The organism is Paraconexibacter sp. AEG42_29, assembly GCF_040581415.1.
In the GTDB taxonomy this organism is placed as follows: Bacteria; Actinomycetota; Thermoleophilia; order Solirubrobacterales; family Solirubrobacteraceae; genus Paraconexibacter.
The window spans coordinates 1,642,349-1,667,371 of the sequence record NZ_CP114014.1; the positions used below are offsets into that span (position 1 = coordinate 1,642,349).

Annotated in this window: 24 protein-coding genes and 1 riboswitch; of the genes, 23 read left to right on the forward strand and 1 reads right to left on the reverse strand. The window is 70.0% G+C overall.

Annotated features, from left to right (window positions below; genetic code table 11):
• The first annotated feature begins 5 nt into the window (after positions 1–5).
• From rpiB to DSM112329_RS07955, 3 genes are all read left to right on the forward strand, one after another.
• Positions 6–434, forward strand: a complete 429-nt coding sequence (gene rpiB, locus DSM112329_RS07945; protein ID WP_354701276.1) for a ribose 5-phosphate isomerase B — start codon at positions 6–8, stop codon at positions 432–434.
• 44 nt (positions 435–478) lie between these two features.
• Positions 479–561: riboswitch (ZMP/ZTP riboswitch) on the forward strand.
• A 26-nt stretch (positions 562–587) separates the two neighbouring features.
• Positions 588–1,877: a serine hydroxymethyltransferase gene (gene glyA, locus DSM112329_RS07950; protein ID WP_354701277.1), complete on the forward strand. Its 1,290-nt coding sequence runs from the start codon at positions 588–590 to the stop codon at positions 1,875–1,877.
• Positions 1,878–1,929: 52 nt separating this feature from the next.
• On the forward strand, positions 1,930–3,099 hold the full coding sequence (locus DSM112329_RS07955; protein ID WP_354701278.1) for an MraY family glycosyltransferase: 1,170 nt from the start codon (positions 1,930–1,932) through the stop codon (positions 3,097–3,099).
• 12 nt (positions 3,100–3,111) lie between these two features.
• On the opposite strand, the gene DSM112329_RS07960 is transcribed toward DSM112329_RS07955, so the two are convergent.
• Positions 3,112–3,729 (reverse strand): TetR/AcrR family transcriptional regulator, encoded by a 618-nt coding sequence (locus DSM112329_RS07960; RefSeq protein WP_354701279.1) that lies wholly within the window; start codon positions 3,727–3,729, stop codon positions 3,112–3,114.
• Positions 3,730–4,335: 606 nt separating this feature from the next.
• On the opposite strand from DSM112329_RS07960, the gene DSM112329_RS07965 reads away from it, so the two are divergent.
• The 20 genes from DSM112329_RS07965 to DSM112329_RS08060 all read left to right on the forward strand — a co-directional run bounded on the left by DSM112329_RS07965 (position 4,336) and on the right by DSM112329_RS08060 (position 24,991).
• On the forward strand, positions 4,336–4,749 hold the full coding sequence (locus tag DSM112329_RS07965) for a cupin domain-containing protein (protein WP_354701280.1): 414 nt from the start codon (positions 4,336–4,338) through the stop codon (positions 4,747–4,749).
• Positions 4,749–5,780, forward strand: a complete 1,032-nt coding sequence (locus DSM112329_RS07970) for a hypothetical protein (protein WP_354701281.1) — start codon at positions 4,749–4,751, stop codon at positions 5,778–5,780. The genes DSM112329_RS07965 and DSM112329_RS07970 overlap by 1 nt, the downstream gene beginning before the upstream one ends.
• Before the next feature lie 466 nt (positions 5,781–6,246).
• On the forward strand, positions 6,247–6,732 hold the full coding sequence (locus tag DSM112329_RS07975) for a hypothetical protein (RefSeq protein ID WP_354701282.1): 486 nt from the start codon (positions 6,247–6,249) through the stop codon (positions 6,730–6,732).
• Entirely contained in the window at positions 6,729–7,619 is an 891-nt protein-coding gene (atpB, locus tag DSM112329_RS07980) for a F0F1 ATP synthase subunit A (RefSeq protein WP_354701283.1), read from the forward strand. Before DSM112329_RS07975 ends, atpB begins: the two co-directional genes overlap by 4 nt.
• Before the next feature lie 27 nt (positions 7,620–7,646).
• Positions 7,647–7,925, forward strand: a complete 279-nt coding sequence (gene atpE, locus DSM112329_RS07985) for an ATP synthase F0 subunit C (protein WP_354701284.1) — start codon at positions 7,647–7,649, stop codon at positions 7,923–7,925.
• A gap of 6 nt (positions 7,926–7,931) precedes the next feature.
• Positions 7,932–8,516, forward strand: a complete 585-nt coding sequence (gene atpF, locus DSM112329_RS07990) for a F0F1 ATP synthase subunit B (RefSeq protein ID WP_354701285.1) — start codon at positions 7,932–7,934, stop codon at positions 8,514–8,516.
• Positions 8,517–8,518: 2 nt separating this feature from the next.
• Positions 8,519–9,049, forward strand: a complete 531-nt coding sequence (gene atpH / locus DSM112329_RS07995) for an ATP synthase F1 subunit delta (protein WP_354701286.1) — start codon at positions 8,519–8,521, stop codon at positions 9,047–9,049.
• Positions 9,050–9,066: 17 nt separating this feature from the next.
• Positions 9,067–10,617 carry a F0F1 ATP synthase subunit alpha gene (gene atpA, locus DSM112329_RS08000; protein WP_354701287.1) on the forward strand — a complete coding sequence of 517 codons (1,551 nt, stop codon included), beginning with the start codon at positions 9,067–9,069 and terminating at the stop codon, positions 10,615–10,617.
• On the forward strand, positions 10,617–11,525 hold the full coding sequence (gene atpG / locus DSM112329_RS08005; RefSeq protein ID WP_354701288.1) for an ATP synthase F1 subunit gamma: 909 nt from the start codon (positions 10,617–10,619) through the stop codon (positions 11,523–11,525). The genes atpA and atpG overlap by 1 nt, the downstream gene beginning before the upstream one ends.
• Positions 11,526–11,542: 17 nt before the next feature.
• Entirely contained in the window at positions 11,543–12,949 is a 1,407-nt protein-coding gene (gene atpD, locus DSM112329_RS08010; RefSeq protein ID WP_354701289.1) for a F0F1 ATP synthase subunit beta, read from the forward strand.
• Positions 12,950–12,957: 8 nt separating this feature from the next.
• Entirely contained in the window at positions 12,958–13,380 is a 423-nt protein-coding gene (gene atpC / locus DSM112329_RS08015; RefSeq protein ID WP_354701290.1) for an ATP synthase F1 subunit epsilon, read from the forward strand.
• A gap of 416 nt (positions 13,381–13,796) precedes the next feature.
• A complete protein-coding gene (locus tag DSM112329_RS08020) occupies positions 13,797–14,939 on the forward strand; it encodes a M20/M25/M40 family metallo-hydrolase (RefSeq protein WP_354701291.1) in 1,143 nt (380 codons plus the stop codon).
• Entirely contained in the window at positions 14,936–16,561 is a 1,626-nt protein-coding gene (locus tag DSM112329_RS08025; protein WP_354701292.1) for an LCP family protein, read from the forward strand. Before DSM112329_RS08020 ends, DSM112329_RS08025 begins: the two co-directional genes overlap by 4 nt.
• Positions 16,558–18,099 carry an LCP family protein gene (locus DSM112329_RS08030; RefSeq protein WP_354701293.1) on the forward strand — a complete coding sequence of 514 codons (1,542 nt, stop codon included), beginning with the start codon at positions 16,558–16,560 and terminating at the stop codon, positions 18,097–18,099. The genes DSM112329_RS08025 and DSM112329_RS08030 overlap by 4 nt, the downstream gene beginning before the upstream one ends.
• Before the next feature lie 69 nt (positions 18,100–18,168).
• Positions 18,169–19,491 carry a UDP-glucose/GDP-mannose dehydrogenase family protein gene (locus tag DSM112329_RS08035; protein ID WP_354701294.1) on the forward strand — a complete coding sequence of 441 codons (1,323 nt, stop codon included), beginning with the start codon at positions 18,169–18,171 and terminating at the stop codon, positions 19,489–19,491.
• 65 nt (positions 19,492–19,556) lie between these two features.
• Positions 19,557–20,672, forward strand: coding sequence for an NDP-sugar synthase (locus DSM112329_RS08040; protein WP_354701295.1), 1,116 nt, complete (start codon positions 19,557–19,559; stop codon positions 20,670–20,672).
• 43 nt (positions 20,673–20,715) lie between these two features.
• Positions 20,716–21,786, forward strand: coding sequence for an SIS domain-containing protein (locus DSM112329_RS08045; RefSeq protein ID WP_354701296.1), 1,071 nt, complete (start codon positions 20,716–20,718; stop codon positions 21,784–21,786).
• A 64-nt stretch (positions 21,787–21,850) separates the two neighbouring features.
• On the forward strand, positions 21,851–22,204 hold the full coding sequence (locus DSM112329_RS08050; protein WP_354701297.1) for a MerR family transcriptional regulator: 354 nt from the start codon (positions 21,851–21,853) through the stop codon (positions 22,202–22,204).
• A gap of 21 nt (positions 22,205–22,225) precedes the next feature.
• Positions 22,226–23,674, forward strand: a complete 1,449-nt coding sequence (gene ahcY, locus DSM112329_RS08055) for an adenosylhomocysteinase (RefSeq protein WP_354701298.1) — start codon at positions 22,226–22,228, stop codon at positions 23,672–23,674.
• A gap of 42 nt (positions 23,675–23,716) precedes the next feature.
• On the forward strand, positions 23,717–24,991 hold the full coding sequence (locus DSM112329_RS08060; protein WP_354701299.1) for an adenosylhomocysteinase: 1,275 nt from the start codon (positions 23,717–23,719) through the stop codon (positions 24,989–24,991).
• Positions 24,992–25,023: the final 32 nt, after the last annotated feature.

Sequence of the window (25,023 nt, forward strand, 5' to 3'; positions counted from 1 at the left end):
GCGCCATGCGCATCGCGGTCGGGTCAGATCACGCCGGGTTCCACCTGAAGGAGCACGTAAAGGCCGGGCTGGTGGACGCAGGCCACGAGGTCCTCGACGTCGGGACGACGACGGCCGACTCGGTCGACTACCCCGCGTTCGCCCGCGAGGCGGCGGAGCTCGTCGCCGGCGGCGGCGCCCAGGCCGGCGTCATCGCGTGCGGGTCCGGCGTGGGCGTCTCGATCGTGGCCAACAAGGTCGCCGGGATCCGCGCGGTCAACGCGCACGACACGTCCGAGGCCGAGATGTCCCGCCGCCACAACGACGCGAACGTCGTGACGCTGTCCGGTGCGCGCCTGAAGCCCGACGAGGCGGACGCGATCGTCGCGACCTTCCTCGCCACGGACTTCGAGGGCGGCCGCCACGCCCGTCGCGTCGGACAAATTGACAGCTGATCGCGGGCGCGGGGCCTGAAAACGCCCGCGGGGCTTGATACCGTCGGTCGGGTCGCAACTGGCGCCGTGGGTGGAACCGACCACCGGGGAGCGACATGCAGCACCGCCGCGCGCCTGGGCACCGATTCCCGTGTCAACGCCGAAGGAGCGCCCATGTCCGACCTGAGCCCCGAGTACTTCAACCGGCCGATCGCCGAGGTCGACCCCGAGATCGCCGAGGTCCTGCGCCTCGAGCTCGATCGCCAGCAGCGCACGCTGGAGATGATCGCCAGCGAGAACTTCGTCCCGCAGGCGGTCCTGGACGCCCAGGGCAGCGTCCTGACGAACAAGTACGCCGAGGGCTACCCCGGCAAGCGCTACTACGGCGGCTGCGAGCACGTCGACGTCGCCGAGCAGCTGGCGATCGACCGCGCGAAGGACCTGTTCGGCGCCGAGCACGCCAACGTCCAGCCGCACTCCGGCGCCCAGGCGAACACCGCCGTCTTCCACGCGCTGCTGACGCCGGGCGACACGATCATGGGCCTCTCGCTGGCCCACGGCGGCCACCTGACGCACGGCATGAAGATCAACGTCTCGGGCCGCCTGTACGACATCGCGCCGTACGAGGTCGAGCGCGAGACGTCGCTCGTCGACATGGACAAGGTCGCGCAGATCGCCCGCGAGCGGAAGCCGAAGATGATCATCGCGGGCTGGTCCGCGTACCCGCGTCAGCTGGACTTCGCGGCGTTCCGCGCGATCGCCGACGAGGTCGGCGCGCTGCTGATGGTCGACATGGCCCACTTCGCGGGCCTCGTCGCCGCCGGCCTGCACCCGTCTCCGGTCCCGCACGCCGACGTCGTCACCACGACCGTCCACAAGACCCTCGGCGGCCCTCGCTCCGGCATCATCCTGTGCCGCGAGGAGCACGCGAAGAAGATCAACTCCGCCGTCTTCCCCGGCCAGCAGGGCGGCCCGCTGGAGCACGTCATCGCCGCGAAGGCGGTCGCGCTGAAGATCGCCGGGACGAGCCTCTTCAAGGAGCGCCAGGAGCGCACGATCGCCGGCGCGCAGGCCGTCGCCGCCGAGCTGATGAACGCGGGGGAGGGCGTGTCCGTCCTCACCGGCGGCACCGACGTGCACCTCGCGCTGGTCGACCTGCGCGAGTCCGAGCTCGACGGCCAGCAGGCCGAGGACCGGCTGCACGAGATCGGCATCACGGTCAACCGCAACGCGGTCCCGTTCGACCCGCGCCCGCCGATGGTGACCAGCGGGCTGCGTGTCGGCACCCCGGCGCTGGCCACACGCGGCCTGCAGGCGGACGACTTCACCGAGATCGGCCGCATCATCGCCACCGCGCTGACCCCCGCCTTCGACGGCGCGCGCGCCGAGCTGGCCGAGCGGGTGGTTGCGATCGCGGACCGCTACCCGCTCTACGAGCACCTCAGCGCGCCGGCTGCAGTCTAGGCCGGAGGGCACATCCCATCGCCGGGCCAAGCCCTAGGCTCTGGTCCGCGCGATGAGCCCCAGGGACGCCATATTGGGATTCGCCACCGCGTTCGTCGTGGCGCTGGTGGTGACCCCGCTGACCGCACGCGTGGCGCGGGCCGTCGGCGCGGTCGACAAGGGGTCCGACCGCGGCCTCGCGAAGGGCGGGACGCCGCTGCTCGGCGGCCTGGCGATGCTCGTCGCGATCCTGGTCGGGGCCGCCCTGTTCCTGGACAGCACGTCGCGGACGCACGACCGCGTGTCGGGAATCCTCTACGGCGCCGTGGTGATCGCGGTGGTGGGGGCGCTCGACGACCGCTTCGACCTGCCGGCCGCGGTCAAGTTCCTGGGGCAGTTCGCCGCCGCGTTCCTGCCGGTGCACGCGGGGGTCGAGGTCACGAACATCACGCTTCCGTTCGTCGGCGCCCAGGACTTCGGCTCGATGGGGGAGCCGCTGACGATCGTCGGCCTCGTGCTGGTCATGAACGTCGTGAACTTCTCCGACGGGATCGACGGGCTCGCCGCGGGCGTCTGCGCGATCGCCGCGGGCGTGTTCGCGATCATCGCCTTCGACCTCGAGCGCCGTCACGCCGGGATCCTCGCTGCGCTGACCGCCGGTGCCGCGCTCGGGTTCCTCGTCCACAACTTCCATCCGGCCAGCGTCTTCATGGGCGACTGCGGGTCGAACCTCCTCGGGCTGATGCTGGGCTGCATCGCCGTCGAGGGCGCGGTCAAGACCCAGGCGGTGCTCGCCCTCGTCTTCCCGCTGCTGGTGCTGGCGGTCCCGTTCCTGGACACGACGTTCGTCGTGCTGAAGCGGATGAAGTACGGCCGTCCCGTCTGGCAGGCCGACGCGAACCACCTGCACCACCGCCTGAGCCGGATCGGGTTCAGCCAGAGACGGGCCGTCCTCTACCTGTACGGCTGGACGCTGCTGCTCGGCGCCTTCGCGGTCGCCCTGCGGTTCGTCCCGTACTCCGACGACCACGGCAACCTGAACACGGGCTGGTCGGTCGTGATGGGGCTGATGGGCCTGATGGTCGCGGCGGCGAGCGTCTACCTCGTCGTCGTGCTGGAGATCCTCAAGGTCAAGCGGCTCGTGTGGATGCGCGGCGGATCGCAGGCCGACGAGTCGGCGGTCGACGCCGAGGTCCAGGAGGCGCTGGCCACGGGAGAGTTCCCCGCCGTGAAACGCGGCTGATCCCCGCGACCCTCAGTCGCGCGCGTAGATCCCGCGCATGAAGATCGCCTCGAGCGTCGAGGCGAGGTCGGCGCTGTCGAACGGCACCTCCTGCACCATCTGCTGGTAGAGCGTGCGCTCGCACATCCACACCAGCGCGAACGCCAGTGCGCCCGCGTCCCCGCCGGGAGCGTTGCCGGCGCGCTGCTCGGTGCGGATCCGCTCGGCGGCGGCCACCACGAAGCGATCCACGAGCCCGCGCCAGAACGCGGCGACTTCCTCCTCGTAGGTGGAGACCTCGACGATCACGCGCATCAGCGCGCCGTGGGCGGTGTACAGGTCGGTCACGGCGCGCAGGGCGTCCCGGACCTCGTCCCGCGGGTCGCCCTCCCCGGAGAACCACATGTCCGCCTGCTGGTAGAGCTCGACCGTGACGTCCTCGGTGAGCTTCACGAGCAGCTCGCGCTTGTCCTTGAAGTAGAAGTAGAACGCGGTGCGCGAGATGCCGGCCCGCGTCGCGATCCGTTCGATGTTCAGGTCGGCGAAGCGCGCGCCCTCGGTCAGCAGCTCCTCGGTCGCGGTCAGCACGGCGGACTGCACCGCCTCCCGCTTCGGAGTCGTGCTGGCAGGGCGGTCGGCGGCGTCTGACACGCCGTCAGGGTACCGGCGCGGGGTTGTCCGGTCCGCCGTGCGCTGATAGGTTCGGCGCTCCTCCGGTCCGGAGGAGGCAGAAACATGAAGCCGCGCACGACGAACATCACCACGGTTGGAACGGGCTCGCAGCCCGGTCATTCCGTGCGTTCGTGGTCCCGCTCCTTCGTGTCCTGCCTGTAGGCCTCTCGCGCGAAAGCCGGGACCGCGGGCACTCAGCCCGCCTCCCCGGATCCGCGCCGCAAGACGGTTCCGCCCCGGTGGCGGGTGCTCGCACGCACCTTCCAACCACGCACCAAGGAGCAGAACCACCATGCACAGCGTCATCCACGAGGACTACGCGAAGGCTGTACGAGCGACCCGCGAGAGCGCGCGCCGTGACTACCGGCCCGAGCGTCCCGAGCCCCCGCCCGGACGGCTCAGAACGGCTGTCGCGCGTGCGTTCGCACGCGCTGCCGGCCACCTCGATCGCGAGACCGCGCGCCGGGTCGTGGCGTAAGCGGATCCGCCTTCGGGTCCGCCATTCGTCCGCGTACATGCAGCAGCGGGGCGTTTCGGCCGTCATGGCCGGAGCGCCTCGTCGCGACCGGGTACCGTCGTGCGGCAATGCACGTCCGCAACCTGGCCGACAGCGAGTCCTTCGTCACCGCCGACGGCTCCTCGATCCGCGAGCTCGCCGGCCGGGTCGCCGCGCCGTCCGTCAACCAGAGCCTCGCCGAGGCCACGGTCCCGGTCGGCGGCGCCACCACCGCGCACTACCACCCGATCGCGGAGGAGCTGTACTTCATCACCGCGGGCACCGGGCGGATGCGCCTGGGGACGGACGAGCGCGACGTCGTCGTCGGCGACTGCGTCGTCATCCCGCCCGGGGTCGAGCACAAGCTCACGAACACGGGGGCCGAGCCCCTCGTGCTGCTGTGCTGCTGTGCGCCCGGCTACACCCACGAGGACACGGTCCTCACGGAACCTTCACACGGGGAAAGCGCAACGCCTGCGCCTGCGGAGCGTTCCGGGACCTGATGACGCAGTTCGCCGCCCCCTCGCGCCTGCTTGCCCTCGTCGCGACCGCCGTCCTCGGCCTGGTGCTCGCCGGCGGGCTGCCCGCCCCTGGGCCGGCCACGGCCACGGCCGCCGCTGCCACGAAGGCGAAGGTCAAGGCCCAACCCAAGCTCCGGCCCGGGCTGGCGATCGGCATCGCCGACCAGAAGCTCGCGATGTTCAGCGATCCGAAGTTTCTGCAGCTGGGCCTGCACAAGGTCCGCCGCGTGGTGCCGTGGGACGCGATGAGCGTCGACTTCGAGACGCCGGAGGTCGACGCGTGGATCGCCGCCGCGCGGCTCGCCAAGGTCCGGCCGCTGATCAGCTTCGGCCACTCCCGTGTCGAGGGCCAGCGCCGCGTCGCGCCGTCCCCCGCGCGGCTCGTGGAGGAGTTCCGCAAGTTCCGCGAGCGCTACCCGGAGGTGAAGGAGTTCGCGACCTGGAACGAGCCCAACCTCTGCGGCGAGCCGCTGTGCCACAAGCCCGAGCTCGCGGCGCGCTACTACGACGCGCTCACCGCCGAGTGCCCGAGCTGCACGATCCTCGCGGCCGAGGTCCTCGACGGGCCGACGATGAAGAAGTGGGTCACCGCGTTCATGCGCCACGTCAAGCGCACGCCCAAGGTCTGGGGCGTGCACAACTACGTCGACGCCAACCGGCTGCAGACCACCGGCACCTCCGACCTGCTCAAGCTCGTCAAGGGCGACCTCTGGTTCACCGAGACCGGCGGCATCGTCAAGCGCCGGACGACGAAGAACAAGCTGGTCGGGTTCCCGGAGACCGCGGCGCACGCCGGGCTGGCCGTGCGGTGGATCTTCGACCGGCTCGTGCCGCTGAGCCCGCGCATCAAGCGCGTGTACCTCTACAACTGGAACTCCGGGGGCCCGCTCGACAGCTGGGACTCCGCGTTGTTCGACCACACGGGCAAGGCGCGTCCGGCGTTCCGCGTGCTGCAGAACCGGGTCGACCGGCTGGCCGTAGCCCGGCGGGCCCTGGCCGCGCGCCGCCGATAAGGCCGTCCTCAGGAAAATCGGTACGGGCCAGCAAAGACCGGGCCCGGCCTTTGCTCGCAACGTCTGCCACGAAGTGTCACAAAGTCGTCACAAAGTCGACGGTTCGTGATACGTTCCACAGGCCGTCGCGGGGAGCGTCTCAACCACCTCCCCTCTGTCCTCCACCTGCGCCCGCCGCAGGACCCAACGCCTGTAGGGTGACGCCGCCATGCCCGACCACGATCCCTCTGAGTCCGACGCCGAAGACCGCGGCCCCGCTGCGCGTCCCGGCGCGGGCGACCCCATCGGGGATCGACGCGTTCCCGGCTGCCCCGGACCGCGCTCGCGCTGCACCGGAGCACGCGGGGCACGGCCGAGCACCCGACGCCGTCGCGCCACGTTCCGGCCGACGCCGCTCACGGGCCGGGATCGCTCCGGTGGCTGCACGCTGCCGCGGCCGCTCGGTGGGTAGGGTCACGCCCCCGCGATGCCGATGACCCAACCGAGCCCGCTCCCCGCTCCGTCCGGCACTCCCGCCGACGACGCGCCCGAGCCCACGACCGCATCGCCCGCGTCCGCCCCGGCCGCCGCGCCTTCCGGCGGTGCCCCGGCCTTCGTCCGCAACCTCGACCTGATCCTCACGCCGATGGCGGTCCCCGTCGTCCTGCTCCTCGGGGCACCCGTCCTGGGCGTGCTCGTCGGCGCCGGCGTCTGGATCCTGCAGCGCCTGCTCGAGCTCGGCGTCGCCCGCGTCGCCAAGACGAAGGACGACGTCCGCACCGCGATCGGGTACAACCTCGGCGCGATGGTCGGACGCGCATGGCTCGTGGGCCTTAGCATCCTCGCCGTCGGGACCCTCGGGGAGCGGGAGGACGGCCTTGCCGCCGCCGTGCTCGTCTTCGTCGCCTTCACGACCTACTTCGCCACCTCGCTGCTCGCACGCACGTTCGAGAGGAACGCCTCACCGTCATGACGACCAAACGCAAAGTCGGCCTAGGGCTGGGCATCTACGTCGGTGTCATCGCCATCTTCGTGGCGATCTTCGGCTTCTCGCGGAGCGACAACGACGTCTTCCAGCCCCAGGAGGAGTTCAAGCTCGACGCCTGGTTCTCGGTCGGCCCGTTCGAGTTCACGAAGGCGACGATGTACGTGCTGGTCGCCGCGATCTTCATGTGCGCGACGATGATCTACGTCGCCCGCCGGATGAAGCAGAAGCCGAACCGCGTGCAGACGCTGGTGGAGCTGACCTTCACGCTGATGCGCGACAACATCACGCGGTCGAACATGGAGGCGTCCGTCGCCGCACGCTGGTTCCCGTTCATCGCGTCGCTGTTCCTGTTCATCTGGTTCTCGAACATGCTCGGGTACATCCCGCTGCCGACGAACACGCACGAGAAGATCGACGTCCTCGGCCTCGAGGTCCCGTCGTTCGCGCTCTACGCGGCGACCGCCAACCTCTCGATCCCGCTCGCGCTGTCGATCCTCGTGTGGATCGTCTACAACGCCGTCGGCGTCAAGACCAAGGGGCCGGGCGGCTACCTGAAGAGCTTCATCCCGGCCGGCGTCCCCGGCTTCCTCAAGGGCCCGATCCTCGCCCTCGAGCTGATGTCGAACTTCATGCGGCTGATCTCGCTCTCGGTCAGGCTCTTCGCGAACATCCTCGCGGGCCACCTCATCATCCTGTTCATGGGCGGCGCGCTCGTGGTGCTCCTCGGTATCGAGGCGCTCGGCGTCGTGACCTTCCCGATGGCCGTCGGCCTCTTCATGTTCGAGGTCGGCCTCGTCGCCACCCTGCAGGCCTTCATCTTCGCCACCCTCACGGCGATCTACCTGGGCGGCGCCACCGCCGACCACCACTAAGTCGTACAGAACCAAGGAGAAAAGACCATGGACATCAGCACCATCACCGTGCTCGCCCAGGCCGCTGCAGCGGAGGACTACGGCGCGAACGCCGGCCGCGCGATCGCTCTCGGCGTGGGTGGCGGCCTCGGCGCCGTCGGCGCCGGCATCGGCATCGGCACCATCTTCGGCAAGGTCATCGAGTCGGTCACTCGTCAGCCGGAGATGAAGGACGAGATCACCTCGATCCAGTGGCTCGGCTTCGCGCTCTGCGAGGCGTGCTTCTTCTACGGCCTCGTCGCGGGCCTCATCGCCTTCTTCCTGTAGGCCGCGATGCTCTCCGCCATCTCCGCAACCATCCTCGCCGCCACTGAAGGTGGCGCCGAGGCCGCCGAAGAGGGCGGCAGCTTCCTGGTCGAGCCCGGCATCGGGCTCATGGTCTGGACCCTGGTCATCTTCGGCACCGCGATGGCGCTGCTGTACAAGATGGCCTTCCCGGCGATCGCCGAGGCGCTGGACAAGCGCCAGAAGATGATCGAGGACGCCATCACGTCCGCCGACCGCACGAAGGCCGAGTCCGAGGCGCTCCTCGAGGAGTACCGCGAGCGGCTGAAGGAGGCCCGTTCGCAGGCCGACGAGATCGTGGCCAGCGCCCGCAAGGCGGGCGACGAGGTCCAGCGCAGCTCCGCCGAAGCCGGCGCGGCCAAGCGGGACGAGCTCGTCGAGCAGGCCAAGAAGGACATCGAGGGGGAGACCCGCCGCGCGATCCAGGAGATCCGCTCGGAGGTCGCCGACCTCACCGTCGCCGCCACCGAGAAGGTCACCCGCAAGACGCTCAACGCCGAGGACCAGAAGCGCCTCGTCGAGGACGCGCTCGGCGAGCTGGACTTCTCCTCCCTCGGGGAGCGCAACAACTAGCCATGGAAGAGATCGCCCGCGTCTACGCGAAGTCGCTGTTCGAGGTCTCGAAGGAGAAGGGGACCCTCGACGTCGTCCGTGAGCAGCTCGGGCAGTTCTCCGAGGCGCTCGCCGGCAGCTCCGAGCTGTCCACTTTCTTCTTCTCGCCGTACTTCTCCACGGTGGAGAAGAAGGAAGGCCTGCACAAGGCCGTCTCGGACGCCGACCCGACCGTGGTCAACATCCTCGAGCTGCTGCTCGAGAACCACCGCATGCCGGCCATCCACCGGCTGCGGAAGGAGTTCGATCGTCTGTGGGACGACGAGAACAAGCTCCTGCCCGTGGACATCACGAGCGCCGTCGCCCTGGACGACGACGTCGTCCAGCGCCTTGGTGACCAGATCGGTCAGCAGACGGGGCGCAAGGTCCAGCTCACCGCCCATGTGGACCCGGAAGTCCTCGGCGGGATCATCCTCCGCGTCGGCAACCAGATCCTCGACGCCTCAATCCGAAACCGACTCGATCAGCTTCGCCGCTCCGTGGCGAAGGCCTGATCAGGAGAACCACCTTCATGCAGATCAAGCCCGACGAGATCACCTCAATCCTCAAGAGCCGCATCGAAGGCCTCGACGGCGGCTCCGCCGAGCTGACCGAGGTCGGCACGGTGCTGTCCGTCTCGGACGGCATCGCGCGCATCCACGGCCTCGAGAACTGCATGTCGTTCGAGATGCTGGACTTCCCGCACGGCGTCACGGGCCTCGCGCTGAACCTCGAGTCCGACAACGTCGGCGCGGTGCTCTTCGGCGACTGGGACAAGATCGTCGAGGGCGACACGGTCAAGCGGACCGGCCGCCTGCTCGAGATCCCGGTCGGCGACGCGCTGCTGGGCCGCATTGTCTCCCCGCTGGGCGTCCCGCTCGACGGCAAGGGCGAGATCAACACGACCGAGTTCCGCCCCGCCGAGTTCAAGGCGCCGGGCGTCGTCGAGCGCCAGTCGGTCAACGAGCCGATGCAGACGGGCCTGAAGGCCGTCGACTCGATGATCCCGATCGGCCGTGGCCAGCGCGAGCTGATCATCGGCGACCGTCAGTCGGGCAAGACGACGATCGCGGTCGACACGATCATCAACAACCGCAACTCGGGGATCATCTCGGTCTACGTCGCGATCGGCCAGCGCATGGCGACGGTCGTCGGCCTGGCCCGCACGCTCGCCGATGCGGGCGCGCTCGAGAACACGATCATCGTCGCCGCCCCGGCCGACGAGGCCGCGCCGATCAAGTTCATGGCGCCGTACGCCGGCGCCGCGATGGCCGAGTACTTCCTCTACAAGGGCGGGCACACGCTGGCGGTCTACGACGACCTCACCAAGCACGCCTACGCCTACCGCCAGATGTCGCTGCTGCTCCGCCGTCCGCCCGGACGCGAGGCCTACCCGGGCGACGTCTTCTACCTGCACAGCCGTCTCCTCGAGCGCGCCGTGAAGCTGAACGACGAGCTCGGCGGCGGGTCGATGACGGCACTGCCGATCATCGAGACGCAGGCGGGCGACGTGTCGGCGTACATCCCGACGAACGTCATCTCGATCACGGACGGCCAGATCTTCCTGGAGCCGAAGCTCTTCAACTCCGGCGTGCGCCCGGCCATCAACGTCGGCATCTCGGTGTCCCGCGTCGGCGGCAACGCGCAGATCAGCCCGATGAAGAAGGTCGCCGGCCGCCTGAAGCTCGAGCTCTCCCAGTTCCGCGACCTGGAGGCGTTCGCGCAGTTCGGGTCCGACCTGGACGCCGACACGCAGCGCACCCTGGCCCGCGGTGAGCGCCTGGTGAAGATGCTCAACCAGAACGAGCGCGCACCGCTGCCCGTGGAGGACCAGGTCGTCGCGGTGTACGCGGCCACCAACGGCTTCCTCGACCGGATCAACACGGACCGCGTGCCCCAGTTCCTCGAGGACCTCGTCCTGCGCCTGCGCTCGGCGAACGCCGCGCTGCTCGACAAGATCGCCGGCGGGGACTGGAAGGACGACACCCAGGAGGAGCTCAAGACCGCGATCGGGAGCTTCGGCGACGACTTCGGCTACGACCTCGACGAGGACGGCCAGCCGCTGGAAGGTGCCGCTGCCTGATGGCTCAGAGCGACGTCAAAGTCCGCATCGCGTCGGTCAAGAACATCCAGAAGATCACGCGCGCCATGGAGATGGTCGCGGCGGCGCGCCTGCGCCGGGCCGAGCAGCGGATCTCGTCGCTCCGTCCGTACGCGGGCGCCATCCGCCGCATGACCCGCCAGGCCGCCGAGGCGGCCGGTGGTGAGCTCGGCGCGCTGCCGATCCTGGCCGAGCACGAGTCCGAGAACACGATCGCGATCGTGCTCGTCACGGCCGACCGCGGTCTCGCGGGCGCGTTCAACTCGCAGATCCTGCGCGCCGGAATCCGTGCCGGAGCCGAGTACGAGGAAGCCGGGAAGAAGGTCACGTACTACGCGACCGGGCGCCGCGGCGTGTCGTCGCTGAACTTCCGCGGGAAGCACACCGCGGGGACCTATACCGGGTTCACCGACCGGCCGGCCTACGCGAACGCCCGTGAGATCGCGGAGGACCTCGTGTCGGCGTACGTCGACGCCGAGGTCGACCGCGTGGAGATCTTCTACAACGGATACGTCTCGGCGCTGGTGCAGGAGGTGCGCCGCGAGACGCTGCTGCCGCTGCAGCAGGCGACGATCCTCGAGGGCAACGAGCGCGACCAGGACGGGACCGAAGAAGAGGTCTCGGGCCATCACGCGCTCGTGGAGTACGAGCCGGACCCCGTCGACATCCTCAAGCGCCTGGTCCCGGACTACGTGGAGATCTCGATCTTCCGTGCGCTGCTGGAGTCGACCGCCTCGGAACACGGGGCACGCATGACGGCCATGCGCAACGCGTCGGAGAACGCCGGCGAGGTCATCACCGACCTCACGCTGGAGATGAACCGCGTGCGCCAGGCCGAGATCACGCAGGAGATCATGGAAGTCGTCGCCGGCGCTGAGGCGCTGGTGTAACCGGAGAACTGAGCCTTATGGAATCCACCACCGCCACCAACGTCGGCCGCGTCGACGCCGTCCAGGGCGTCGTCATCGAGGTCACGTTCCCGGGCGATCTGCCCGAGATCAACAACGCGCTCGAGATCGAGCGCGGCGACGACCAGGGCAAGCTCGTCCTCGAGGTGCAGCAGCACCTCGGCGACAACCGCGTGCGCTGCGTCGCCATGGACACGACCGACGGCCTCGCCCGCGGCGTCGAGGTCTTCGACACGGGTGGCCCGATCACGGTCCCCGTCGGCGAGGCCACCCTCGGCCGCATCTTCAACCTGCTCGGCGAGACGATCGACAACGGTCCCGCCATCGAGGTCACGGAGCGTCGTCCGATCCACGCGTCGGCTCCGTCCGTCGAGGACCTGACCCCGACCACCGAGATGTTCGAGACCGGCATCAAGGTCATCGACCTGCTGGCCCCGTACGCCAAGGGCGGCAAGGTCGGCCTGTTCGGCGGCGCCGGCGTCGGCAAGACCGTCCTCATCCAGGAGCTGATCCACAACCTGGCGAAGGAGCACGGCGGCCTGTCCGCGTTCTGCGGCGTCGGCGAGCGCTCCCGTGAGGGCAACGACCTCTGGCACGAGATGAAGGAGTCGGGGGTCATCGACAAGACGATGCTCGTCTTCGGCCAGATGAACGAGCCCCCCGGAGCGCGCATGCGCGTCGCGCTGTCCGGCCTGACGATGGCGGAGTACTTCCGTGACGTTGCCGGCCAGGACGTGCTCCTGTTCGTCGACAACATCTTCCGCTTCGTCCAGGCCGGCTCCGAGGTCTCGGCGCTCCTGGGCCGCATGCCCTCGCAGGTCGGCTACCAGCCGACGCTCGAGACGGAGATGGGCCAGCTGCAGGAGCGGATCACGTCCACGCGGAACGGCTCGGTCACCTCGGTGCAGGCCATCTACGTCCCCGCCGACGACCTCACCGACCCGGCGCCCGCCTCGGTGTTCGCCCACCTGAACGCGACGACGAACCTGTCGCGCGCCATCTCGGAGAAGGGGATCTACCCGGCGGTCGACCCGCTGGACTCGACCTCCACGATCCTCAAGCCCGACATCGTCGGGGAGGAGCACTTCGAGGTCGCCAACCGCGTCAAGGAGATCCTGCAGCGCTACAAGGAGCTCCAGGACATCATCGCCATCCTCGGCATCGACGAGCTCTCGGACGAGGACAAGATCACCGTCCAGCGTGCGCGCAAGGTCGAGCGCTTCCTGTCGCAGCCGTTCTCGGTCGCCGAGATCTTCACCGGCACCCCCGGTGAGTACGTGCCGATCGCGGACACCGTGCGCTCGTTCCGCGAGCTGATCGACGGCGAGCACGACGATCTGCCCGAGTCGGCGTTCTTCCTCAAGGGCTCCATCGAGCAGGTGGCCGAGGCCGCCAAGAAGGGCTGAGGACGGCCATGGCCCGCACCACGTTCACCGCCGAGGTCCTCACCCCCGAGGGTGAGGTCTTCAACGACGAGGTCGAGATGGTGTCGACCCGGACCGAGGTCGGGTCGCTCGGCATCCTGGCGAACCACCAGCCGCTGCTCGGCATGCTCACGCCGACCGCGCTGCGGCTGTACAAGTCGGAGACCGAGATCGTGACGCTGGCCCAGAGCGAGGGCTACGTGCAGGTCTCGGACAACCACGTGCTGGTCCTCGTCCAGGACGCGGTCGCGAAGGGCGACCTCGACGTCGCCGACCTGCGCGAGAAGCTCTCGCGCGCCGAGTCGGCCATCGAGTCCGCCGAGGACGGGTCGGAGGCGCTCGCCTCGGCGCGTCGCGACAAGCGCCGCTGGCAGGCGTTCCTCGAGGTCGCGGAGGACTCCGCGGCCTCCTGACCGGGTCCGCACCCCTGCTTGGCCGACGGCCCGGTGTCCTGTGAGGGACGCCGGGCCGTCGTCGTTCCGGGACGCCCTGCCCGGGCGGGTCAGCAGCTGCTGCTCGAGCCGCTGTCCGACGAGGACGATCCGCCGCTGTCGAACGAGCTGCTGCTGAAGTCGGACGGGCCGCAGCCGCCGAACGCGTCAGCGAGGGGGTCGGCACGAACCGGGCCTGCGCCTCCACATTCACCGGCCTAGAGGCGCGTGAATGACGATCCACCGGGCTCGGAGCCGTGTGATCCGCCAGTGGCCCCTCCCGCGTGTGGTGAATGACGATCCACCGGGCCCCGAGCCGTGTGATCCGCCAGTCGCCCCGCCCGCCACGCCGAATCCACTGGACCGCAAAGGCCGGACCGTGCCGTACCCTGTCCGGCGTGAACGAACGCGCGCTCGCGCAGCGGCTGATGACGTACGACACGTCCAAGCCCGATCAACTGCAGGCCGCGACCGCCTTCGTCAAGGGCTGGCTCGAGTCGCACGACGTCGCCGTGACGGAGCGCGACCACAACGGGCTGCCGGTGCTCGTCGCGGCTGCGGGCGCCGACGCCGGCCCAGGCGTCCCGACCGTCGTCCTGCACGGCCACATCGACGTCGTCCCCGCCTTCGAGGAGCAGTTCGTCCCGCGCATCGAGGGCGACCGCCTGATCGGCCGCGGCGCCTACGACATGAAGGGCGCGCTGGCCGCGATGCTGTGCGTCGTCCACGACGTGAGCGCGCAGGACAAGGTGCGGATCCTGTTCTACTGCGTCCCCGACGAGGAGTCCGAGGACGTCGAGGACCGGTCCACGGACGCGCTCGTGGCGGAGGGGATCCCGGCCGACTTCGCGATCACCGGCGAGCCGACGGACCTCCACATCGGCGTGCAGGCGAAAGGGGTCCTGGCGATCCGCGTCGAAGTCCGCGGCACCGCCTGCCACGGCTCGACCCCCTGGCAGGGGGACAACGCGATCCTCAAGGCGCACGACGTCTTTCGCCGCATCGAGACCCTGCCGTTCAGCCGGATGTCCTCCGACCTCTTCGACCGCCCCTCGATCAACCTGGCCCGCATCGAGGGCGGCGACGCCTTCAACAAGGTGCCGGACCGCTGCTGGATGGACGTCGACATCCGCTACCTGCCCGGCCAGGACAGCGGCGAGATCCTCGCGCAGATCCGCCAGATCCGCGACCTCGAGATCATCAAGTGCTTCACGCGCTCGCCGGCGATCGTGTCCCGCACCAACCCGTACGTGCTCGCGCTGCGGGACGGCATCTCGCGCTCGATCGACGGCGAGCCGCTCAGCGTCGGCCGCGACGGCGCCTCGGACGCCATCTCGTTCCTGGAGGCCGGGATCCCCGCGGTCGAGTTCGGCCCGATCGGCGCCGGCCACCACGGGCCCGAGGAGTGGGTGTCGCTGTCCAGCCTGACCCGCTACCGGCAGGCCCTCGGCGACTTCGTGCGCGCGCTGCCCACCTGGCTCGAGCAGATCGAGCCGCCTGCGAACCCCGACCTGCGGGCGGTCGACGGGGGCCTCGCTTGAGCTTCGAGGGGGGACTGGAGTACGACTTCCAGTTCGACCCCTCAGGCGACGAGGAGGACGAGGGACGGCCGCCGCGGGCCGGGACGGGGCTCTACGTGCGGTTCGTCCTGGCGGGCGTCCTGATCTGCTGCCTGACGTCGGGCGCGGTGGCGACCGCCGGCCTGCTGAAGGCCAAGGACATCGCGCAGAAGCTCGTCCCGCCGGGCCACGCGGTCCAGATCGACGAGAAGGTCATCACCCAGGCCAAGCCCGGCAAGCCGCAGACGATCCTGCTGGTCGGGTCCGACAAGCGCTTCCGCGCGGGCAAGGACGACGCCCGCTCGGACACGATGATGCTCGTCCGGCTCGATCCCCGCCAGAAGGCGACCGCGGTCATGTCGATCCCGCGCGACCTGATCACCGAGATCCCGGGGGAGGGCTTCCAGAAGATCAACGGGGCCTACTCGCTCGGGGGTCTGGAGCTGACGCTGAAGACCGTGCGGCAGCTGCTGAGCGGCGGGACGGGCGGCGTGCCGCGCAAGACGTTCGAGATCAACCACGCGGTCGGCGTGAACTTCAGCGGCTTCCGCAAGGTCGTCAACTTCGTCGGCTGCGTCTACACCGACGTCGACCGCCGCTACTACCACTCGAACGTCGGCCTGCCGCCGTCGGCGCACTACGCCGAGATCGACATCCAGCCCGGGTACCAGAAGCTGTGCGGCCAGCGGGCCCTCGACTACGTCCGCTTCCGCCACCTCGACAACGACATCGTCCGCGCCGCGCGCCAGCAGGACTTCCTGCGCAGCGCCAAGAGCCAGATCGGCTCGAGCCACCTGCTGAAGAACTACGACCCGCTCGTCGAGATCATCGGCCAGTCGACCGAGGCGGACGCCGGCCTCGGCTCGACCAAGGGCTTCCTGAGCATCGCGAAGCTCGCCGTCGCCTCCGCCGGGCACCCGGTCCGCGAGATCAAGTTCCCCGCCACGTTCGTCGACGGCGCCGACGGCTCGTACGTGTCGGCGACCCCGCAGGAGATCGCCGACGCGGTCCACGACTTCCTGCACGCCAAGCCGCCGCCGAAGGAGCCGGTCCGCAAGGCCCGCGCGAAGGGCAAGGAGGGTCGCAAGCGCGCCGCGAAGCCGCCGAAGCTCGACCCGGCCGCCGATTACCGGCGCTACGGCCTGCGGCTGGACTCGAGCCTCGGCCAGGACGTCGTCGCACCGATCGAGGCCCGCGGCCTGCTGAGCTTCCGCATGTACTACCCGAAGGCGCTGACCCCGCGCGGCCGCTACGCGACGGCGGCGGACAAGGCACCGATGCCCCGCGTCTACACGATCCGCGACCGCGCCGACAAGCCCCACCTGGCCTACCGCATCGTCGTCGTCGAGAACCCGATCGAGGGCCAGTACTACGGCATCCAGGGAACCAGCTGGAAGAACCCCCCGATCCTGGACAGCGCCTTCACCAAACTGCGCATGCGGGGCCGGACCTTCGAACTCCACTACGATGGAAGGCGCATCCGGACGATCGCGTGGCGCTCGTCCAAAGCGGTGTACTGGGTCTCCAACACCTTGTCCCTGAAGCTGTCCAACATCCAGATGCGCGGTCTCGCGCGCTCGCTCACGCGGATCGGCGAGCGGTGATCAGCGCCGAGAACAGCCCGCCGCGGCCCGGTTTCTCGATGGTCAAGCGCATGGCGCTGGCGGCGACCATCATCTTCCTGTGCACGGCCGGCGCGGTCTCCAGCGCGGTCCTGCTGGAGATCAAGGACGACGCCGACATCTTCGCCAGCGGACAGGCGCCGCTCGTCGGCTTCGAGGGCGAGGACAAGGAGAGCGTCCTCGACGACGTCGATCCCGGTGGCCCGCAGACGATCCTGGTGCTCGGCTCCGACCGCCGCTTCGCCGACAAGAAGGCGAAGGTCCCTGCGCGCTCGGACACCATGATCCTGATCCGCCTGGACCCGTCGAAGGGCGCGACGGCGGTCATGTCGATCCCGCGCGACCTGCGCGTGGACATCCCCGGCCACGGGCGCAACAAGATCAACGTCGCGTACGAGCTCGGCGGCCCCGTCCTGTCCGTGAAGACGATCCGCAAGTTGCTCGGCGTCCCGATCAGCCACGTCGTGAACATCAACTTCGGCGGCTTCCAGCGCGCCGTCGACCGCCTGAAGTGCGTCTACATGGACGTCGACCGGCGCTACTTCAACGACAACATGCCGCCCGCGGGCGGCGGCGAGCCCTACTCGGTGATCGACGTGCCGGCCGGGTACCAGCGGGTCTGCGGCGAGGACGCGCTCTCGTTCGTCCGCTTCCGCCACCTCGACAACGACCTCGTGCGCGCCGCCCGGCAGCAGGAGTTCCTGCGTCAGGCGAAGGACCAGATCGGCCTGTCGGCGATCTTCAACGACCGCAAGACCCTGCTGCGGATCTTCGGCCGCTACACGCAGACCGACATCCGGGGGACGAAGGCGATCCTGCGGCTGCTGAAGCTCGCGGTCGAGTCCGCCAAGAACCCGGTCCAGGAGATCCAGTTCGGTCCGGTGTCCGACATCCTCGGCACCTCGGACCTCGAGATCTCGCAGGAGTCGCTCGACCGCCTGAGCAACCAGTTCATGGACGCGAAGGGCAGCACGGGCGGCCGCGGCGCCGTCAAGAAGACCAAGAGCGACCGCGAGCGCGAGTCCAGCCAGAAGAAGAAGAAGCGGCGCCAGAACTCGGCGGTCCCGGAGGGCCTGTTCGACGCCAAGCAGGCCGGCGAGGACCAGGCGATCCGCGTCGCCACCGACGCCAAGCGGCCACTGAGCTTCCCGGTCTACTACCCGAAGCTCGCCGTCCTCGGGTCCGCCTACCAGCCGAGCAGCAACCGCGCCTACCGGATCCGGGACCGCGGCAAGAACAGCTACCAGGCGTACCGCATCGTCGTCTCGGCCCCCGGCGTCGGCCAGTACTACGGCGTGCAGGGGACGACGTGGAAGGCCCCGCCGATCCTCGACAACCCGTCCGAGACCGTCCAGCGCAACGGCCGCAAGCTGATGCTCTTCCGCGACGGCGACCGCCTGCGGCTCGTCGCCTGGCGGACCGACAAGGCCGTGTACTGGGTGTCCAACACGCTGCTGCAGTCGCTGACGAACAAGCGCATGCTCGCGCTCGCCGACTCGCTGACGCGCGTCGGCAGCTGACCGCGCTCCCTGGCGGCCGCGCCATCAGCCGGGCGCGTCGCCGCCCGAGTGGCTACCCTTCCGCGGCCTATGAGTGCTTCACGTGAACCGATCGGGGTCATCGGGACCGGGTACGTCGGGCTGGTGACGGCGGCGGGCTTCGCCGAGCTGGGCAGCGACGTGTACTGCATCGACATCGACGCGGACAAGATCGCGCGGCTCGAGCAGGGGGAGATCCCGATCTACGAGCCGGGGCTGGCGGAGATGGTCGCCCGCAACCGCGAGCGGCTGCACTTCTCGACGGACATCGCCACGGCGCTGGAGCACGCGCGCCTGCTGTTCGTGGCCGTCGGCACCCCGCCGACCTACAGCGGCGACGCGGACCTGTCGGCCGTCAACGCCGTCGTCGCCGCGATGCCGGCGTCCGACTCGCACGCGCTCGTGATGAAGTCGACCGTCCCCGTCGGGACGGGCAAGAACATCAAGCGCGTCTTCGTCGAGCAGGGCAAGCCGGGGTTCCGGTACGTGTCCTGCCCGGAGTTCCTGAAGGAGGGCTCGGCGGTCGTCGACTTCCTGCACCCCGACCGGGTGGTCGTCGGGGACGACGGGGACTGGGCCGGCGACGCGGTCGTCGACCTGTACCGGCCGCTGCTGAACGCCTCGCACGGCGGCGGCGAGAACGGCGAGCTGGTCCGCACCGACATCGCGTCGGCGGAGATGGTCAAGCTCGCGTCCAACGCGTTCCTGGCCACGAAGATCTCGTTCATCAACGAGATCGCGAACGTCTGCGAGGAGACCGGGGCGGACGTGGTGGAGGTGGCGCTGGGCATGGGCCTGGACGACCGCATCGGGCCGAAGTTCCTGCAGGCCGGCGTCGGGTTCGGCGGCTCGTGCTTCCCGAAGGACGTCAACGCGCTGAAGCAGCTCGCCGGCAACTCGGGCTACCACTTCCAGCTGCTGAACGCCGTCATCGAGGTCAACGAGCTGCAGAAGCGCCGCGTGATGGGCAAGCTCGAGAAGCACGTCGGCTCGCTCGTGGGCAAGAAGATCGCGCTGCTGGGGCTGGCCTTCAAGCCGAACACCGACGACATGCGTGAGGCCACCTCGCTCGTGCTCTCCGCCCGGCTGCAGGCCGCGGGTGCGTTCGTGTCCGCCTTCGACCCGATCGCCGAGGAGGAGGCCCGCAAGCTCATCCAGGGCGTCGACTTCGCCTCCTCCGCGCTCGACGCGGTGACCGGCGCTGACGCCGTCGTGCTCGTCACCGAGTGGCAGGAGTTCCAGGAGCTCGACTGGTCCGCGGTCAAGGCGGCGATGGGCGGGAACGTCCTCGTCGACGGGCGCAACGCGCTCGATCCCGTGGCCGTCCGCGCGGCCGGCCTGGTGTACGAGGGGATCGGACGGGGCCCGGCCTGAGATATGGCATCCTCCCGGCGGAAGCCCGCACCCCGCGGGGTGTGAGTGATCAGGGAGGACACGACATGCAGGCAGTGATCTTGGTCGGCGGTGAGGGCACGCGGCTCCGCCCGCTGACCAGCGGCACCCCCAAGCCGATCGTGACGTTCGTGGACAGGCCGTTCATGGGCTTCATGCTCGGGTGGCTCTCGCGCCACGGCGTGACCGACGTCGTCATGTGCTGCGGGTTCCTCGCCACGAAGGTCAAGGACATCCTCGGCGACGGCTCGGAGTTCGGCGTGAACCTGCAGTTCGTCGAGGAGCCCGAGCCCCGCGGGACGGCCGGCGCGCTGAAGTTCGCCGAGCACCTGCTCGAGGACCGCTTCCTGATGCTCAACGGTGACACGCTCACCGACATCGACCTCAGCGCCCAGATCGCCCAGCACGAGCAGACCGGCGCGAAGGGCACGCTCGGGCTCGTCCCGGTCGAGGACCCGTCCGCGTTCGGCCTCGTGCTGCGGAACGAGGGCGGCTCGGTGTCCGGCTTCCTGGAGAAGCCCGGCCCGGACCAGCTGGTCGGCCTCGACGAGTACCTGGTCTCCGGCGGCATCTACGTCCTCGAGAAGTCGATCCTCGACCTCATCGAGCCCGACAAGAACGTGTCGATCGAGACCGAGGTCTGGCCGGCGCTCGTCGGCGACGGCCTTTACGGGTTCGCGGCCGACGCGTCGTCCTACTGGCTCGACATCGGGACGCCCGACCGCTACATGCAGGGCACTTCCGACATCCTCACCGGGGCCGTCGAGACCGCGGTCTCGACCCGCCTCGACGGCAGCCGCCAGGCGATCGCCGGCGACGTCGATCCGGGCGCCACCGTGACCGGCCCGGTGATCATCGAGGCCGGCGCCAGCGTCGCCGCCGGGGCGACCGTGACCGGCCCGTCCGTCATCGGCGCCGGCACGATCGTCGGTGCGGGCGCGACCGTCGACGCCTCGGTCGTCCTGGCCGACTGCGTCATCGGGGAGGGCGCCGTGATCCGCGGCGCGATCCTGTCACCGAACGTGACCGTCGGCGACCGGACCGTCGTCAGCGACCTCGCGATGCTCGGCGACGGCGTCAACGTCGGGGCGGACAACGTCCTCGGCGCGGCAGTGAAGCTGTTCCCCGGCACCGCGCTGGGCGACAAGGCAATCAAGGTCTGACCACCGGCCGGACGACCCGGCCGGACGAGGAGAGCAGAGTCCCATGAGCAGCACCGACACGACCACCGGACCGGACCTCGACCGCCCGTCGATCGCGGCCACCGACCCGACCGATCAGATCACCGACGTCCTGGCGCTCCCGGAGCTGCTGCGCGACGCCCTCTGGAAGGTGGAGTCGGCCGGCCTACGGGAGATCGCGTCGCCCGGCGGCATGGTCTTCGCCGGCATGGGGGCCACGGCGACCGCCGGCCTCCTCGCCCGCGCGGCGCTGGCGGACCACGCGTCGCTGCCGATCCTGCCCGCGCGCGCGTACGGGCTCCCGGCCTGGACGACGCCGGAGACGACCGTCCTTTGCGCCTCCTATTCGGGCGACACCGAGGAGACCCTCGCGTGCTACGAGGCGGCCGGAGCCCTGGGCGCTCCGCGGGTCGTGGTCACCACCGGCGGCCAGCTCGCGCAGCAGGCCCGCCAGGACGGCGTCCCGGTCATCCCCGTGGCGGGCGGGCTGACGCCGGCGAACGCGGTCGCGTACTTCATCGTCGCCGCGCTCGAGGTCGCCGCCCAGTGCGGTGCCGGCACCCGCATGACGAGCGAGCTCGACGTCGCTGCCGAGCACCTCGAGGAGCTCGTCGTGGCGTGGGGTCCCGAGTCGCCGGAGGACTCGGCGGCGAAGGAGCTCGCCCGCGCACTCCACGGCAGCGTGTCCGTGATCTCGGGGGCCGGCCTCACCGTCCCGCTCGCGATCCGCTTCAAGCAGCAGCTGAACCACGTCGCGCAGACGCCGGCGTTCGCCGCCGAGCTGCCCGACGCCGACCACGCCGAGCTCGCCGGCTGGGCCGGGGCGGACACCCTGGGCCGCTTCAGCGCGGTGTTCCTGGACGACTGCGACACCCATCCGCGGGCCCAGGCGCGCCTGACGCTCACGAAGGAGCTCATCGCGCCGCACGTCGTCGGGACGCACCTCGTCGCCACGCGCGGGCAGACGACGGTCGAGCGCGTGCTGTCCGGTGTCCTCTTCGCGGACCTCGTGGCGCATTACTGCGCGGCGCTGCGCGGCGTGGACCCGGCCGCCGACACGGCGGTCGAGTCGCTGAAGGCGGACCTGACGAGCTGAGCGCGCCCGGGCTGGGGGGCCCGGCTAAAGGTTGACACAAGTGTGGTAAGGTTTGCCCTGTCCAATGGCTGGCCTGACCATCAACGAGGCCGCGGAGACCACCGGATGGTCCCCGCGGATGCTCCGGTACGTGGAGAGCGCGGGGCTCATCGAGCCGCAGCGCTCGCCGAAGGGATACCGCCTCTACGGTCCTGAGGAGCTCCAGCGCCTGCGCACCCTGCGCGTGTTGCTGGAAGACCACGGGATCGGCCTCGGCGACGTCGGCTTCGCGCTACGCCTGCGCCGCGACACGGAGCTCCGTGACGCGGTGGAGGCGTGGTTCGAGGCAGAGGTCACCCGGCCTGCGGACATCCCGGACAGCGCCTGGCTGCGCTGGGAGCAGGAAAAGCATCAGCGGCTGCTGGCCGCCCTTACGTAAAACGATCCAAAGGATCCCTGCATGACCGACACCGCCATCAGCACCGAGCAGGACTTCAAGGTCGCCGACCTCTCCCTCGCGCCGTTCGGCCGCAAGGAGATGGACATCGCCGAGCACGAGATGCCCGGCCTCATGTCCATCCGCGCCGAGTTCGCCGCCGCGCAGCCGCTCAAGGGCGCGCGCATCATCGGCTCGCTCCACATGACCATCCAGACCGCCGTGCTGATCGAGACGCTCACTGCTCTCGGCGCCGAGGTCCGCTGGTGCTCGTGCAACATCTTCTCGACGCAGGACCACGCGGCCGCCGCGGTCGCCGTCGGCCCCGAGGGCACGCCGGAGAACCCGCAGGGCGTCCCCGTCTTCGCCTGGAAGGGCGAGACGCTGGAGGAGTACTGGTGGTGCACGGAGCAGGTCGTCAACTGGCCGGGCGAGCCCGCCAACATGATCCTCGACGACGGCGGCGACGCCACGATGCTCATCCACAAGGGCACCGAGTTCGAGAAGGCCGGCGCCGTCCCGGACCCGTCGACCGGTGAGTCGGAGGAGTTCCAGGTCTTCCTGACGCTCCTGAACCGCTCGATCACCGAGGATCCGCAGCGCTACACGAAGGTCGGCGCGGCGATCAAGGGCGTCACCGAGGAGACCACGACGGGCGTGCACCGCCTGTACGAGCTCGCGCAGAGCGGCGAGCTGCTGTTCCCGGCGATCAACGTCAACGACTCCGTCACGAAGTCGAAGTTCGACAACCTCTACGGCTGCCGCCACTCGCTCGTCGACGGCATCTTCCGCGCGACCGACGTCATGCTCGCGGGCAAGCACGCTGTCGTCTGCGGCTACGGCGACGTCGGCAAGGGCTCGGCGGCGTCGCTGCGCGCCCAGGGCGCCCGCGTCACCGTCACCGAGATCGACCCGATCTGCGCGCTGCAGGCCTGCATGGAGGGCTACGCCGTCTCCACGCTGGAGTCCGTCCTCGAGGTCGGCGACGTGTTCATCACGACGACCGGCAACAAGGACATCATCAGCGCCGACGACATGGCGCGGATGAAGCACAACGCGATCGTCGGCAACATCGGCCACTTCGACAACGAGATCGACGTCGCCGGCCTCGAGAAGCAGGCCACGAAGATCAACATCAAGCCGCAGGTCGACGAGTGGAAGTTCGACGACGGCCACTCGATCATCCTGCTGTCCGAGGGCCGTCTGCTGAACCTCGGCAACGCGACGGGCCACCCGTCGTTCGTGATGTCCAACTCGTTCGCCAACCAGACGATCGCCCAGATCGAGCTGTGGACGAAGAACGACGACTACGAGAAGCAGGTCTACGTGCTGCCGAAGCACCTCGACGAGAAGGTCGCCCGCCTGCACCTCGACGCCCTCGACGCCCAGCTCACCGAGCTGCGTCCCGACCAGGCCGCCTACATCGGCGTCAAGGTCGAGGGCCCGTACAAGCCCGACCATTACCGCTACTAGGGACTCGGACCCACCCACCCCGGCGACAGCACCAACGTCCCCGTGACGTCGTCCGTCGCCGACCCGTCCCTCGCGGACGCGGGCCGGGACCGCATCGACTGGGCGGACGCCCAGATGCCGGTCCTGCGCTCGATCCGCGAGCGGTTCGCGGCCACCCGCCCCCTCGACGGGGTCACGGTGGCCGCGTGCCTGCACGTCACGGCCGAGACCGCGAACCTCGTGCGCACCCTGCTGGCCGGGGGTGCCCGGGTCGCGATCTGCGCGGCCAACCCGCTGTCCACGCAGGACGACGTCGCGGCGGCCCTCGCCGCCGAGGACGGCGCGTCCGTCCACGCGCGGCGCGGCGAGGACATGGACGCCTACATCGCGAACGTCCGCGCGCTGGTGGAGACGGAGCCGCAGGTCACGCTCGACGACGGCGCCGACCTGCTGACGGTCCTGCACGCGCGGGTGGCCGGGCTGCCCACCGGATTCCTCGGCGGGACGGAGGAGACGACGACCGGCCTCGTGCGCCTGCGCTCGCTCCAGCAGTCCGGGGACCTGGCCTGCCCGGTCCTCGCCGTCAACGAGGCAAAGACCGAACGCCTCTTCAACGACCACTACGGCACCGGCCAGTCGACGCTCGACGGCATCCTGCGGGCGACCAACCTGCTGATGGCGGGACGCACCGTCGTCATCCTCGGTTACGGCATCACGGGCAAGGGCGTGGCGCTGCGAGCCCGCGGCGCCGGCGCGCAGGTCATCGTCTGCGAGGTGGACCCGATGCGCGCCCTGGAGGCCCGCATGGAGGGCTTCCAGGTGATGCCCGCGCTCGAGGCGGCCGCCCGCGGCGAGGTCTTCATCACCGTGACGGGCGCGCCGGGGGTGCTCACCACCGAGCACTTCCAGGCGATGGCGGACGGCGCGGTCCTCGCGAACGCCGGCCACTTCGACGTGGAGATCGACCTGCCCGCGCTCGACGCCGTCGCGACCGGCGGGATGCGCAGCGTCCTGCCGCTCGTCACCCAGTACGAGATCGCCGCGAGCGCCGGGGCGCCGCCGCGGCGCCTGAACCTGCTGGCGGACGGGCGCGTCGTGAACCTGGCCGCCGGGCAGGGGCACCCGGCCGCCGTGATGGACATGTCGTTCGCCACCCAGGCCCTGGTCACCGAGCACCTCGTGCGGTCAGCCGTCGGACAACCGGGCCTGCCCGCCGGGGTGCAGCCCGTCCCGGACGCGATCGACCGCGAGGTCGCAGCGCTGAAGCTCCACTCGCTCGGGGTCCGGATCGACCGCCTCAGCACCGCGCAGGAGCAGTACCTGAACCACTGGGCGTGACCCGCGGGCCGGAAGGTCACATAACAGAGCGG